This is a genomic window from Paenibacillus mendelii (genome assembly GCF_024498075.1).
GTDB lineage: Bacteria > Bacillota > Bacilli > Paenibacillales > Paenibacillaceae > Paenibacillus_Z > Paenibacillus_Z mendelii.
The window spans coordinates 18,703-32,923 of sequence record NZ_JANHOF010000015.1 but is presented as its reverse complement, the minus strand read 5'-3'; the positions used below and the strand labels follow the sequence as shown (position 1 = coordinate 32,923).

Annotated in this window: 11 protein-coding genes and 1 pseudogene; 10 read left to right on the top strand and 2 right to left on the bottom strand. The window is 46.5% G+C overall.

What is annotated here, in order from left to right:
* Positions 1-79 precede the first annotated feature (79 nt).
* The 10 genes and pseudogenes from NNL21_RS29075 to NNL21_RS29030 form a co-directional block, all read left to right on the top strand.
* A pseudogene (locus tag NNL21_RS29075) lies at positions 80-403 on the top strand (SDR family oxidoreductase); the annotation flags it as partial.
* A 336-nt stretch (positions 404-739) separates the two neighbouring features.
* Positions 740-1,051, top strand: a complete 312-nt coding sequence (locus NNL21_RS29070) for an ArsR/SmtB family transcription factor (protein ID WP_204821789.1) — start codon at positions 740-742, stop codon at positions 1,049-1,051.
* Positions 1,052-1,065: 14 nt separating this feature from the next.
* Complete coding sequence (locus NNL21_RS29065; RefSeq protein WP_204821788.1) at positions 1,066-2,478, top strand: arsenic transporter; 1,413 nt, start codon at positions 1,066-1,068, stop codon at positions 2,476-2,478.
* A gap of 30 nt (positions 2,479-2,508) precedes the next feature.
* A complete protein-coding gene (gene arsC, locus NNL21_RS29060) occupies positions 2,509-2,934 on the top strand; it encodes an arsenate reductase (thioredoxin) (RefSeq protein ID WP_204821787.1) in 426 nt (141 codons plus the stop codon).
* Positions 2,935-3,388: 454 nt separating this feature from the next.
* Positions 3,389-4,051: a FusB/FusC family EF-G-binding protein gene (locus tag NNL21_RS29055; protein ID WP_204821786.1), complete on the top strand. Its 663-nt coding sequence runs from the start codon at positions 3,389-3,391 to the stop codon at positions 4,049-4,051.
* Between the two features lie 183 nt (positions 4,052-4,234).
* The gene (locus NNL21_RS29050) at positions 4,235-4,909 is read left to right on the top strand and encodes a response regulator transcription factor (protein ID WP_204821785.1); all 675 of its coding nucleotides are present in this window, start codon (positions 4,235-4,237) and stop codon (positions 4,907-4,909) included.
* Positions 4,906-6,273 (top strand): sensor histidine kinase, encoded by a 1,368-nt coding sequence (locus NNL21_RS29045; RefSeq protein ID WP_204821784.1) that lies wholly within the window; start codon positions 4,906-4,908, stop codon positions 6,271-6,273. The genes NNL21_RS29050 and NNL21_RS29045 overlap by 4 nt, the downstream gene beginning before the upstream one ends.
* 166 nt (positions 6,274-6,439) lie before the next feature.
* Complete coding sequence (locus NNL21_RS29040; RefSeq protein ID WP_204821783.1) at positions 6,440-7,381, top strand: alpha/beta hydrolase; 942 nt, start codon at positions 6,440-6,442, stop codon at positions 7,379-7,381.
* A gap of 171 nt (positions 7,382-7,552) precedes the next feature.
* Positions 7,553-9,241, top strand: coding sequence for a hypothetical protein (locus NNL21_RS29035; protein WP_204821782.1), 1,689 nt, complete (start codon positions 7,553-7,555; stop codon positions 9,239-9,241).
* 102 nt (positions 9,242-9,343) lie between these two features.
* Positions 9,344-11,683, top strand: coding sequence for a right-handed parallel beta-helix repeat-containing protein (locus tag NNL21_RS29030; protein WP_204821781.1), 2,340 nt, complete (start codon positions 9,344-9,346; stop codon positions 11,681-11,683).
* Positions 11,684-11,788: 105 nt separating this feature from the next.
* Here NNL21_RS29030 and NNL21_RS29025 read toward each other — a convergent pair whose 3' ends face one another.
* Complete coding sequence (locus NNL21_RS29025) at positions 11,789-13,099, bottom strand: ankyrin repeat domain-containing protein (protein ID WP_204821780.1); 1,311 nt, start codon at positions 13,097-13,099, stop codon at positions 11,789-11,791.
* A gap of 133 nt (positions 13,100-13,232) precedes the next feature.
* Positions 13,233-14,150 carry an AraC family transcriptional regulator gene (locus NNL21_RS29020; protein ID WP_204821779.1) on the bottom strand — a complete coding sequence of 306 codons (918 nt, stop codon included), beginning with the start codon at positions 14,148-14,150 and terminating at the stop codon, positions 13,233-13,235.
* Positions 14,151-14,221: the final 71 nt, after the last annotated feature.

Genomic DNA, 14,221 nt, shown 5'->3' with positions numbered 1-14,221 from the left:
CAAATCCACTTGTGCTATAACTATACATGAATGAAGTACAAGGAGATGAGAGTATGAGTAAGTTGAAAGGTAAAATTGCTTTGGTAAACGAGCGGCTTCTCCCAATGTGTTCACCTACAGCATATCGAAGGGAGCGGTGAACACACTTACCCACGTCTTGGCACAGCAGCTAGGGAGCCGATACATTACAGTGAACGCGATCCTTCCTGGCATTATCAATACAGAGATGAATGAAGGGACGCTGCAAGATCCCAATGGTCAGAAATATGCCGCTGGCCTTTCAACCTTCAACAGGTGGGGAGAGCCTCAAGATGTGGCGGATATCGCCGCCTTTCTCGCCTCGTCGGACAGTCGTTGGGTAACCGGTCAATTGATTGATGCAAGCGGCGGATCTCATTTGTAATAATAAGAATACAAGACCAGCCGGAGCAGGTGCCAAAGAGACTCCCGGACCAATATTAATATAAGCAAGTTATTATAAAAAAGAGGGTTAACCAATCGCTGGTTAACTCTTCTTTCATGATAGCCATGATTATGTCGATCTGTACCAAAATCACCGCTGGACTACAACACGCTCCTCGGTTACCAAATGCCGAAGCATCTTGGTTAAACACTTTACAAATTATTAATAATATAATCAATTGATTATATAAGTGAATACGTATATATTTATAAATGGGGTTTGAACTAAGCTTGCAAGCTTATGGAGATCGTTATAGCAATTGAGGGGAGGTATGACATGGACCCGATCAATGAGATGGCTGAAACTTTAAAATTGCTTGGAGACAAGACCCGACTCACGATCATGGTTTTATTGAAGGAACGCGCCCTTTGTGTTTGTGACATTGTGGAGCTGTTGGAAACATCACAACCCAACGCCAGCCAGCATTTGCGTAAATTAAAAGCCGCGAGGCTTCTGAATGAAACCCGGAAAGGGCAATGGATTTATTATTCCTTAAATATTGAAGATAAACCCCATATTCAGATGATTTTGGGTCACCTTCCTTCGTTAAAAGAAAACATGGATCAATTAAAAAATGATTGCGACTAGTGCAGGAGGAGAATATGGCTAGCACAGCGTTTCTTATTTTCTTAGTAACATTAACGTTTGTTATTTGGCAGCCCAAAGGATTGAATATCGGCTGGTCCGCGGGCGCCGGGGCAGTTCTTGCGTTACTTTTCGGGGTAGTCAGCTTCGCAGATGTTGGCACCGTGACTGGCATCGTCTGGAATGCCACCTTGGCCTTTGTGGCTATTATTCTAATTTCACTCGTACTGGATGAAATCGGATTTTTTGAGTGGGCAGCCTTGCACATGGCTCGATTGGCGCGCGGAAACGGTCTGCTGATGTTTATTTATATCATTTTGCTTGGATCAGCGGTGGCTGCCCTGTTTGCTAATGATGGCGCGGCACTGATTATTACACCGATTGTTCTAGCCATGGTGCGGGCGCTTAAATTTGATGATAAGATGATCCTGCCATTTATTATGGCGAGTGGATTTATCGCCGATACGGCTTCCTTGCCGCTTGTCGTCAGCAACTTGGTCAACATCGTATCTGCGGATTATTTTAACATCGGTTTTGCCGAATATGCGAGCCGTATGATTGTTCCGAATTTCTTCTCGATCATTGCGAGCCTTATCGTGTTATATTTGTTGTTTCGAAAAAGCATCCCGAGCAGTTATAATCTTACCCAACTAAAAAAACCGAAGGAAGCGATCAAAGATATTCGGCTGTTTCAATTATCTTGGGTCATTCTAACTGCGCTGCTTATTGCGTATTTCGTCAGTGAATATTTGGCGATCCCTGTTTCCATTATTGCCGGGGTTGCGGCATTTGCCTTCTTGTTCGCCGCGAGAAAAAGCCCTGCTATCCATACATGGAAACTCGTCAAGGGTGCTCCATGGGCAGTCGTGATCTTCTCCATCGGTATGTACGTGGTCGTTTACGGTTTGCGAAACGCAGGACTTACCGATGCGCTGGGCAGCATCATTCAAGCGGTCGCAGACAATGGGCTATTCGCGGCTACGTTAGGGACTGGCTTTATTGCAGCGATCCTGTCGTCCATAATGAATAACATGCCGACAGTTATGATTGATGCGCTGGCCATCCAGGGGACACAAACCGATGGCTTCATTCGTGAAGCATTGATTTACGCGAATGTGATTGGTTCGGATTTAGGTCCGAAGATCACACCGATCGGCTCACTGGCAACCCTGCTATGGCTTCATGTGCTGTCTACGAAAAACATGAAAATCAGCTGGGGCTATTATTTCAAAGTTGGCATCTTGTTGACCATTCCCACATTGTTCATTACGCTTACCGGTCTTTATCTGTGGCTGTACGTTCTTCAAACCTTTCAAGTGAATGTATGGCTCTGTATTGCAGCGGTTGTGGTAGTACTTATCGTGACTGCGTTAATCATAAAGTCGTTTTTGGGCAGCAAACAAGCTAAACGAGGGCATCAAGGCACATAAATAATTGATCGTATAAGGAGAATTTTATTCATGGAGAAACAACCGTTAGTATACTTTCTGTGCACAGGTAATTCCTGCAGAAGCCAAATCGCAGATGGGTTTTTAAAGGCTATGGGCAGTGACAAATACGAAGTGAAAAGCGCGGGGCTTGAAGCGCATGGACTCAATCCGCGTGCGGTTCAAGTTATGAATGAAGCTGGCGTGGATATTAGTAAAAACAGCTCGGATGTAATTGATCCGGAAATTTTGAATCGTGCCGATTATGTCATTACCCTGTGTGGTCACGCCGACGAACATTGTCCCGTGATCGCCAACAAGAACGTCACCAAATGGCATTGGGGCTTTGAAGATCCGGCAAAGGCGACGGGCACGGAAGAAGAAATCATGAATCAGTTCCGCACCGTTCGCGATTCAATCAAGAGCCGGATTGAGCAGTTCGTTAAAGAAGGGAAATGAGGTGGATTCCATGATCCGGATGGAAACGCTCGGGAGATTTTCTACACCAAAGAAGATTCCGAGTTCGAATCATCTGGAGAAGTCAGGGATCTCTCCTTTCCTGCTTCTGTTTATCCTGGCTGGTGTATTTCTGTAAGCTTCCTCAGTGGATGAAGTCAAAGCATAGTAAGCCGGCACAGTATTTGTATTGTCCACAGCGCAATTGCTCACAACGGGCTCCGTACTTGCGGGTAGAGTAGGACTTCCCTTATAATTTATAATGTATAAAGGAGGCGGTAAATATGGCAAATCATTTTGCCGGAATAAGAAGCGACTCATGCAGAGCCTTTCATTAGGGCGATCTTTGCATGGGGTGATTCGTTGATAGTGATCGCCCGAGAAAATATGATCGTTTCTAATCATGGGGGCTTTGCAGCTTATTTTTATTTCTAATAAAAATTAGGAGCTGAAAGCCATGAGTCAACCGTTCATTAGAAACCATCAATACAACGAGATTAAGAAGCAGATCGGTCAGTTGCAAAGGGCCTGTAACACCGTTTCCGATTTGAAAGTGGTCTTAGCCGTTCGCAATGATACAGAAGCCAAGCTAAGCGGATTGTTCCCGGATGCAACCGATGGACAAAAGCAATTGCTTGGGAACCTGGAACAGCTGCAAACCACTACGGACTTTCAGCGCTATTTGCATTCCTTAGAGCCTTATTTAGTGGAGGAATATGCGCATGTGACGGACAATCAGCTGAAGAAACTTTTCCCTAAGCACAAGAAACTGAAAGTACCCGATCTTAAAGGTAATCATGATAGATTCGTGACCTATCTGGGCTGGACCGATATTGCAAGTAATAAATTGTTCATTGTCTATGATCTGAACGGAAAGCTCATCGGCATTGAAGGGAAGTATACGCCGACGAATAAGAAGGGCGTTTGCTTCGTGTGCAATCGGCATGCTGAGGTCGCGTTATTCACAGCGGTGACCAAGTGGAAACCGGCGGGTGTATCGCCCGATTATTACAGAGCCATCGGAAATTACTTGTGTGTGAACAGCGAGGTTTGCAACAAGAACATAACGGATGTTGACGTACTGGAGAAGTTCATTCATGGCGTATTAGTCGGTCCGTAACGACCTCGAAGCCAGATGATAAACAGAGTTGTTCCGAAGGAACGGTAGCTTCATAAATACAAAGAAAAGGCAGCCGGTATATTGGCTGCCTTTTCTCAGCTAACGGGGAGTTTCGTTGAACGTATATTATAAGTTCAATTGTAGTACAATGGTCAGGATGAATAACAGGAAATGAGGGAATGAATGCCTACTATACTGGTTGCTGACGACGATGCGAACATTCGCGAACTCGTCTGTTTATTTCTACGCAACGACGGATTCGAAACAGCCGAAGCCGCGGATGGCAAGGAAGCACTGAACGTATTTGCCTCTACGCATGTCGATCTTGTCGTGCTCGATATAATGATGCCGATAATGGATGGTTGGACGTTATGCAAGGAACTCCGAAGAGGAAATCCTGATCTTCCATTACTTATGCTGTCTGCGAGAGGCGAAACATGGGAGAAAGTGAAAGGGTTCGAACTTGGGACAGACGATTATTTAACGAAACCATTCGATCCTTTGGAGCTGACGGCTCGTGTTAGGGCACTATTGAAACGATACAGGATTGGCTCCACGCAGACGATCCAGTTCGGCAGCGTCATCCTTGATCGGAAGACCTATAAGGTGATGAGAGGGACGGAGTCGCTCACGCTGCCGCTCAAGGAGTTCGAATTGCTGTATAAGCTCGCTGGAACACCTGGACAAGTCTATACGCGCGAGCAGTTGATCGATCAAATCTGGGGGATCGATTATGCTGGAGATGATCGAACGATAGACGTACATATTAAACGCCTGCGCGAACGGTTCGCGACTACACCCGATTTTCGTATCGAGACGGTGCGTGGGCTTGGCTACCGGCTTGAGGTTAGCGAATGATCAGTTCCTTATATACACGTATCGTCCTGGCATTTCTAGTCTCCGTAATCGGGGGGACGATCATTTCCTTTTTTGTGGCAACTTGGGTATTTAGAGATAAATTGAACGAAAACTTGAAAATCCCCTTACTTCACTTCGGCCAGGACATCGCCCGGATTTACGATACAGTGCCGCTACGTGAAGCGGACTCATTCGTAAGTGGGATGAATCAGCTCAAATCTTATCATATTCGAATTTACGAAGTAACGGGTCAGTTTCAATCTTACGGAGCGCTTAACGGTCACAATCCTGCCACTGTGACGATGGAACAAGTAAAAAAAGTACTGGATGGAGAAGTTGTTCATGTCAATCCGAGTGGTATTTCTACTATTCTCTTAGGGCTGCCGTTGACAACTGAAATGGGAACCAAAGCGATGTTCGTAGAACCGATCGGACCCCCATCCACCCCTTTTGTAATAAAATGGATTTTAAACTTTTCAACCTATTCATTGCTAGCAGGAAGTCTAATGATTCTAGTTGCTGCCATGTTCCTAGTCAGACCAATCAAAAAGCTGACAAAAGCGACTAGGCATATAGCGGGCGGAGATTTCAACGTCAAGCTGAACATTAAGCAGAAGGGTGAGCTAGGCACCTTGGCTCGCAGCTTCGAGGAAATGACACACGATCTGCAGCAGCTAGAGCAGATGCGCAGGGAATTCGTATCGAATGTGTCTCACGAGGTTCAGTCGCCGCTCACCTCGATATCCGGTTATGCTCTAGCGCTCAAGCAAGTAGACCTCGCCGATCACGAGCGAAGCCGATATCTTGATATTATCATCGCTGAAGCCGATCGAATGTCAAAGATGAGCGATAGCTTGCTAAAGCTGAGTTTGCTTGAATCGCAGTCACAGCAGCTGCAGTTGGTCACGTTCAGCCTTGATGAACAGATCAGACGTGTCATCGTCGCGTTCCAGCCGCAATGGTCGGCTCGCAGCATCCGATTCGAGCTCAATTTGAAGGCCGTTCGACTAAGAGCGGATCACGATCAATTAAACCAGGTATGGACGAACATACTCGGCAATAGCATCAAATTTTCTAAGGAGGGCGGCGTTATTAACGTCAGCATCAAACAAGAACTCAAACTCGTGACAGTCCGAATAGCCGATACTGGCATTGGAATTTCTCCAGAGGACCAGAAGCGTATATTCGAGAGGTTTTTTAAAGCCGATCGTTCCCACAGTCGTAAAAATGGCGGCAGTGGTATGGGACTTGCCATCGTTAAACAGATCGTACTGCTTCATCAAGGCGACATCCGTGTGGAAAGCGAGCCCGGCCGAGGAACGACCGTCATAGTCACCTTGCCGATCACAACGCCGGTCGAGTAAATAGATTACTATCGTTCCTATCGTATCATCCGGACGCCGAAGCATTTTTTTGCACCTGTTCATATTCAGTTCATATTGTCGTCATAAGGAGTACATCTTCATCGTTTAAGCTTTTCCTTAGCGGCCCGTTAAGGAAGCCCAATAACCGATGAGGACAGGTGCATCTATGAAGAAAAAATGGCTTATGTTTATACTTAAATCAATAGCCGTATTAATTATTGCCATCGGAGTTTTTATAGCCATTGTTTTTATTGTGGATAAGATTAGCAACAAATCGGAGCAAGGGAAAATAGAACCCTATGGCCAGTTAGTACCTGTTGATGGAAAAAATATGAATGTTACCATTCAAGGAGAAGGTAAAGAAACAATCGTGCTTCTTACCGGTTATGGAACAGCAGCACCAGCACTTGATTTTAAGCCGCTCGTAGAAGAGCTATCTCCATTTTACAAAGTAGTCGTAATTGAGCCTTTTGGTTATGGATTAAGTGATCTGACCGAAAAGGAACGAAATACAGAGAATATTGTAAGTGAAATTCATGAAGCTTTACAAAGTCTTAAAATTGACCGATATATTCTAATGGGTCACTCCATTGCAGGCATTTACGGACTAGATTATGTGAACAAATATGAAAACGAAGTGAGTGCATTTGTCGGGATCGATAGCAGTGTTCCAACGCAAGGCGGTATGGATGTTGAATTTCCAATACAAACGTTTAAGCTGCTCAAAAAATCAGGTTTTGCCAGATTGATAATGAAACTAAGTGCTGACCCATATGCTGCACTACCGTTTGATGATCAAACAAAAGAACAATTGAGAATGATTACGCTCAAAAACTTGTATAATCCCAGTGTCTTAAATGAAATGGAACATATATATCCTAATTTTGTAGCATCTAGAAATTTAACATTCCCCAAAAATCTCCCGCTTTTACTCTTTGTACAAGCGAATAATACAGGTGTGAAAGGTTGGATACCACTGCATGAAGAGCAAGTAAAAGATTCTGTACTTGGAAAAGTGATCTTATTAGATGGAGGACATTATTTACACCATACCCACTCACAAGAAATCGTTGAGAGCTTCAGGGGTTTTATGGAAGAAATGAAATAGTACGAATTGCACTCTCATTCGTGAGGGTGCTTTTTGTTGTGGTGTGAGAGGTCGGGTGCTTACCGACCATGACGAAATATCTAATATAATGTTCAATTATTAGAATGGAATACGCTTTCATTCCTTGGTTTAATGTAACCAAGAACTCCAATGGAATAGGAGATGAAGAGAATGAGTGAGGCTGTGCGGATCCTTCGGATGGTGGAAGAGCATTGGGAGCAGCTATTGAACAAAATCGAACAAACTGATGATGAATTGGAGAGGGAAGCATGGGTCTCTAGAGGATTAATCAACCTGCTGTCCCCGCTCTACTGCCATTCAGAATCCAACTATTATAGGGATGCGTCACTGCTCCCTTGGATAGAGCAGGGGGTGGAATGCCTTCTGAAGGATCAATTGGATAGTGGTTGTATTTCGTTGCTGAATTGCAACATTGATTCGCCGCCGGACACGGCCTTCCAAGTGCATGGCACCGCGATCGCGTACCATGTATTGGAGAGAAGCGGTTTCCCTGAGCTTTCAGATGTGACCGGGGGAATTAAGCTGTTCTTGGAACGGGCGAAGCCTTGTTTGCTAACCGGCGGCATTCATACGCCGAATCATCGCTGGGTCATATGTGGCGCCTTGGCCAACATGTATGAAATATTCGGTGACGAGGCGTTTAAGAATCGGGCCTTCCAGTTCCTCGAAGAGGGTCTGGATATCACGGATTATGGTGAATGGACCGAACGAAGCAATGCGATGTATAATTCTGCGCTTGCCATTCACTTGATCGACGTCGCCGAGGTGTTCGATCATGAGCCATCGTACGAAGCGGTTCGCAGTAATTTATTCATGATGCAATACATGTTTCATCCGGACAACCATATTGTGACCGAGTATTCCGGGCGTCAGGATCTGGGCCAGCGCGCGACAATGAATGACTGGTACTATACATCCCTGCATCTCATGGCGTCGAAGGACCGTAATCCATTACTCATTTCCATGGCCGTGCTAGCGGAAGAAACCGCACAGGTCGGGTCCAATGCGTTGATGTATTGGATGTTATATCCCGAGAAGATGGCATTGCCCGAGGGTCAGATCGAACCCATGCCCGAGAACTATACGGTATTTCTAGGCGAAGGGAACCGGGTGAACGTCCCTGTCAACATCCCCTACGGGAATCAGATCAGGAGACATCCGCATGGTGCCCCGCTCGTACGGCATCGCCGCGGAAAGTTAAGCGTGACGGTCATGTCGGGTCAGCCTGAACTGCTCTATGTCCAGTTCGGCCGTTCGCGGATGGTGGGTTACAAGCTAGGGCTTGGCTGGTTCGGGATAGCGAACGTGACTTTCCCCTCTATCGAACAAGTCGGGGATTCACGATACCGTATGGAGATCGAGCTGGAAGGATGTTATTTCGATTCGCTTCCGCCGGAGAGGGTTCGAGGCTTGAACGGCTCCTTTGTCGACATGCCTAACCTTGAGCGTGCGAAGACACATGTCACGATTCTTAAGGCCGCGGTAGAGTTCGAGCTGCTGGAAGACGGGTTGAATATTACGCTGATTTCCGATAATGTGCCAGGCGTCTATTTCCAGCACGTGTTCCAGTTCGATTCGGACGGCGAGATCGGCGGCGAGGGGGTTCGGCCGACGGAGATTCCAGGTATTCTACAGCTCTCGAAAGGGTATGCCCTCTACGAATATGACGGGGAATGCATCGAGATCGGACCGGGGGAGAAGAAGCATCGGGATGTCGTGATGCGTAACGAAAAGCCGAATCCGGATGTGATCCGCTTGACGATTAATAGCGTCACCCCATTAAGACAAACCTTATCGATTCGCTGTTATGATGCCGTGCGGAAAGCACGTCCCAACTAGATGACCGGGATGGGGCAGCCATAGAGAACCGGTTCCTTTAACCTTCCAAAGATTTGAAATAACCGTTATTTTGCAGTCCCAATTAGAAAGGGTGTTACGAAGATGAATGTAAACCAGGTGTATCGGGTATCCTCGACGGAAGAATTGATAGCGATATTAGCCGAGTGTCGCGGTACAGCGGGTGTAACAGAAATCGTACTAGCAGAAGGGGACTATTTCCTTCATAGCACTTTAGTGCTTGACGCAGCCTATCAAGACCTGGTTTTGCGAGGGGAAGGACGCGTAAGGTTCATTGGCGGCAAGCGGATCAAGAAATGGAAGCCGGTTGAGGAAGCGGAGGAATTGTCCCGGCTGGACCCGGAGGTTAGAGGGCATGTCATGGTTTGCGAGCTAGCAGAACAGGAAATCGATGAAACGGGTGGCCTCGTTTCGCGCGGCTTCGGGCGCCAGAGCGCACCTTCGCATGCCGAGCCGATCTGGAATGGCAGACCGTTATCCCTCTCTCAGTATCCCAAGCGGGGCGAGTTTTTGAAGATCACCGGATTTGCAAAGGGACGCATGAATGAACTAGAAGAAATGGCTGGAATCCAGGAGCACGGTTTTTATTACGACGACGAGCGTCCGGCAGCATGGGCGGCCAAAGATGATCTGTGGGTGCATGGCTACTGGAGCTTTGATTGGGCGCAATCCTATGAACATATCCAATCGATCGATTTGCGTAGCAAGCATGTCCTTACGCACCCGCCGTATGCAGTATCGCCGTTTCGAGTCGGGCAGCGCTTTTATTTTCTGAACATTCTCGAAGAAGTTCGTAATCCCGGAGATTATTATCTTGACCGGAAGACCAATAAGTTGTATTTCTACCCGGATTCCGAAGCGCCGGATGCGGATAATGAACTGCTTTTATCGATGCTAGAGACCCCAATTTGCAAGCTTGAGGGTTGTCAGCGGGTATCTCTTATTGGCTTAACATTCGAATGCACCCGTGGAATTGGTCTGCAGGCAGAAGAGGGATCCGACCTGATTGTCGATCGCTGCTTGTTTCGCCACATAGGGAATACAGCGATTCATATGGAAGGCGGTGTACGGAATACCATTCGCAATTGCACGATTCATCACTGCGGAGATGGAGGAATCAACGCATTCGGCGGGGATAGTGTAACGCTTGCATCCTGCGAATTTACAATTACGAATAATCATATTTACCGGATCGGGCAATGGAGCCGTTGCTACAACACGGCGATCAATATCAAGGGCGTTGGGATTCACGCGACTCATAACCTGATTCATGACCTTCCGCACATTGGCATTCTGTACTGGGGCAACGATATCGTTCTCGAGCACAATGAAATTTACAGCGTATGTATGGAGACAGGGGATGCGGGCGCGATATACTCGGGTCGCGATCTAAGTGCAAGAGGCAATCGCGTATGTCATAACTTCATTCATCACCTGGGCGGTGTCGGCCTGGGAACCATGGGGATATACAATGACGACGGTTTATCGGGAACCGTGATGGAGGACAATTTCTTCCTCGAAGTCGGCCGGGCTGCCTTTATGGGCGGCGGTGTGGATTATATAGTGAAGAACAATGTTTTCGTCAAGTGCTATCCTGCAATTACAGTGGATAGCCGCGTCGCGCATACAAAGTATTTCTGGGGACCGGCCTATGGTGTGCTTAAGAAGAGCTTCTATGAAGGGGCGTCATCGTGGCACAAGGACCAGAGTGAGCCTACATTGGACGCAAGTCAAAGTCCATATATCGATCGCTACCCTGAGCTAGCCGAGATCGATCGGATGTTTAAAGAGAATCGGCCGATGACGGGCGCAGCACGAATCTCTCAGAATGTATTTTGCTCTAAAACGCTGTTCCGCTATTTTTATGACAAGCGGGATGAGAATAACAAGAGGATGTATGATGACGGTGCTCTGATAGAACCGACCAAGGAACAGCTCAGCGTTATTATAGATTCAAGGCAAGACATTCATATGGAATGGTCAGCCGGAAAGGGCTCATGGCTGTTTGAGAAGAATTTTACAGCCCAACCTTCTGATTTTGAGGATGCCAAGTGGGGCGACATTGCCGTCCGCCAAGGATCCGAAGCTTACGACTATGGATACGAACGCAGGGAGATAAGAACGGTCGGATTAATAGAAGCAGATCGGGATGTGAATCCGCCTAAGATCTTAACAAGTTTAACCTATTCGCACAAGGGGGAAAGAAAGCTTACTCTGGCCTTGCGAAATGATAGCAAGCAGACCGTCAGCGGGGAGATCCAGCTTCATACGAGCAGCAATGTTCAGCTCGAGCTTAGCCAAGTGCCATTCAACCTCTATCCCGGAGAAGAGGACTCCATCGTGGTCGGGATAATCGAAATGGAAGTAGAGTTTGCGGTCGAGGCAAGGAGTGAACTTCCAGGCGTAAGACCATCAAGAGTCTGAAGATGAGGATGGACGATCGAACCGCTTGTTGTCAAAACCAGAAATAATCTCAATAACATCGGATTGTTATTGAGATTATTTCTGTTCAACTATAGTGGTACCGCCTTAACCCGTTACTCCGTGCTCGATCAGTATCTTCTTCACGATATCGCTGCCCGCCGCTTGATCAGGCAGTTTCACTCCGGCCTCGATGAGGCTTTCCGTTACCGCCGCGTAATCCCCAGAAGGATCTTGGATATGCAGAGACCCCCAAATGCAGCTACTCAACGGCGTTCCTCCAAATTCGTTTAACGCGTGTACGGATGCGCCTGTTGCAAGCAACAATTTAACGATTTCGTGATTCCCTCGAGATGCGGATGTATGCAGGGCTGTGAATGATTGAGGGCTGCGTCGCGCATCGACATTGAATCCAACCTCCAGCATTGTTCGGACCGCATCAAACCGATTATCTCCTGCCGCATCAACAATCAAACTTTCATCCATCGGCTGAAGGGAAGTTACCATATTCGGATGTTCGGATAAGATGGAATGAAGATTTGCCTTATCCGCTTGTAAACAGGCAAGCAAAAACTTCTGTTCAGTTGAACTGTATCTCAGCATCATTTCGATTACTTCATGACGGTTCAATCGATGAGCGAGAAATAACGGTCGAGTATATATTCCGATTTTGTACTCGTAAATATGTCCGCCTTCTGAATCGCCGGATGTAAAGTTTCCTTTGCCAACTTGAGCATTTAGAACATTCGGATCTCTCTCCAATATACGGTTTACCATTTCAAGATCGTCCAGCATGCAAGCCATAAAGATATCCGTTTCAGCGCCCCGCTCGACGAGATACCTGCATTTCTCCGGATCATCCACGGCCCATTGAGCAGGTGTGCCGCCATGGTCAATATCGCACATATCGATGTCCGCACCATGAACAAGGAGAAAATCGATGATCTTGTGTTCTTTGGCAAAGTGCAGGGGAACTTGTCCGTCAGGACCGCGATGATTAACGATAGAAGGATCCTCTTCCACCATCTTCGTAAGCATCTCCATCATTCCTAATGCAGCTGCTGCATGGGGATCGACATGGGCACCGCGGTCAATCAGATAACGTGAAAGATCGTAATGCTCATGATGCAAGACTCCGAATCCTCCAGCCCACCACTGGCTTTTTGCATTAATGTCCGCACCATACTCAAGCAATACATCAACCATCTCGCGATTTCCTTTTGAAGCTGCTGTAACAATTGCCGGACTATCGAAAGAAAAGCAGGGTACATCAATTAGAGAAACCAGCCAGGCATGCGTTTGTAACAGACGCTCTACAGTCTCGACATTGTCATTGTTAATTGCTTGGGTGACTTGCTCTACGACTTCTTTGTCTTGTTCTTTCATTGAAGCGAGAAAATTCCTATTCTTATCGTCCATAGCAATTATCCTCCACATCACATTTATTAATCGCTACCGAATCTCTGTATAAATGGTTTCGTCAACGGATACAGAATTCCTTTGAGGAGCGGTCTCATTCGGTATCGGCAGCTCGACTTCGTTTAAAAGGGGGTTATGCGTGTATACTTTGGTCAAATTGTGCCTTCAGGCGCTTGATATCTTCTCGAGGCGGAAAACCAAACATCCGAGAATATTCACGACTGAACTGGGAGGCACTTTCATAGCCTAACCTGAAAGCAACATCGGCAGCATCCGCTGATTCGGATAATAGAAGGTGCCGGGCTTCTTGTAATCGCAGTCGTTTTTGAAACTGAATAGGGCTCATCGCGGTAATCTCTTTGAAGTGCCGGTGAAATGATGAAATACTCATATTGGCTGTGTCTGCAAGCTCTTCAATTCGCAAAGACTTATCAAAGTTATTCATAATTTGTTCGATGGCGTCCCTGATATGATAGGTGCTGCTTCCCTTCATTGCAATTTGTGCCAGCGTAACTCCATATTGCCCTTGAAGAAGCTTGTACAGAATTTCCTTTGTGTAGATCGGAGCAAGGTACGGAATGTCTTGGGGATGCTCCAACAAACGAACCAATCGAAGTACCGCATCCAGTAGAGACGATTCTATTGGGCCGACGAACATAGCTCGGGCAGCATTTTCTTTAGACGTGATCTGAAGTTGAGACTCATTTAAAACCTCTAAAATTTGATTTTGCGTAAATTCGAGTCTCAAACTCAAGTATGGAGCGCCGGAAGATGCTTTGACAATCTGGCCCATCACCGGCAAGTTCATGGATGAAATAAGATAGTCGGCAGGACCATATTCAAAACGTTCCTGTGCCAGCCATATTTCTTTGGAACCTTGAGCGATCAAACATAAGGCAGGCTTGTAAACTCTATGGACAGGCTCGGTCACATTCGAGCGGTGAATAAAAAACAACGATGGGATAGCGGTCTCGTAAACTCCTTCCTGATCTGAATGACTTGTAATTCGTTTAGCGAGCTCTTCCTGCTGCTGGTGTATGGTTTCAGACATAAGTTTCCTCCATTTCACTTCTTTCTTGATAGATACATTATAATGCAACATTCATCTGATATGTAAGTGTT

Coding starts and splice junctions, on each gene's coding strand:
- arsC (WP_204821787.1), top strand. CDS start 2,509: ATGGAGAAACAACCGTTAGTATACTTTCTGTGCACAGGTAATTCCTGC.
- NNL21_RS29045 (WP_204821784.1), top strand. CDS start 4,906: ATGATCAGTTCCTTATATACACGTATCGTCCTGGCATTTCTAGTCTCC.
- NNL21_RS29065 (WP_204821788.1), top strand. CDS start 1,066: ATGGCTAGCACAGCGTTTCTTATTTTCTTAGTAACATTAACGTTTGTT.
- NNL21_RS29050 (WP_204821785.1), top strand. CDS start 4,235: ATGCCTACTATACTGGTTGCTGACGACGATGCGAACATTCGCGAACTC.
- NNL21_RS29020 (WP_204821779.1), bottom strand. CDS start 14,150: ATGTCTGAAACCATACACCAGCAGCAGGAAGAGCTCGCTAAACGAATT.
- NNL21_RS29040 (WP_204821783.1), top strand. CDS start 6,440: ATGAAGAAAAAATGGCTTATGTTTATACTTAAATCAATAGCCGTATTA.
- NNL21_RS29035 (WP_204821782.1), top strand. CDS start 7,553: ATGAGTGAGGCTGTGCGGATCCTTCGGATGGTGGAAGAGCATTGGGAG.
- NNL21_RS29055 (WP_204821786.1), top strand. CDS start 3,389: ATGAGTCAACCGTTCATTAGAAACCATCAATACAACGAGATTAAGAAG.
- NNL21_RS29030 (WP_204821781.1), top strand. CDS start 9,344: ATGAATGTAAACCAGGTGTATCGGGTATCCTCGACGGAAGAATTGATA.
- NNL21_RS29070 (WP_204821789.1), top strand. CDS start 740: ATGGACCCGATCAATGAGATGGCTGAAACTTTAAAATTGCTTGGAGAC.
- NNL21_RS29025 (WP_204821780.1), bottom strand. CDS start 13,099: ATGGACGATAAGAATAGGAATTTTCTCGCTTCAATGAAAGAACAAGAC.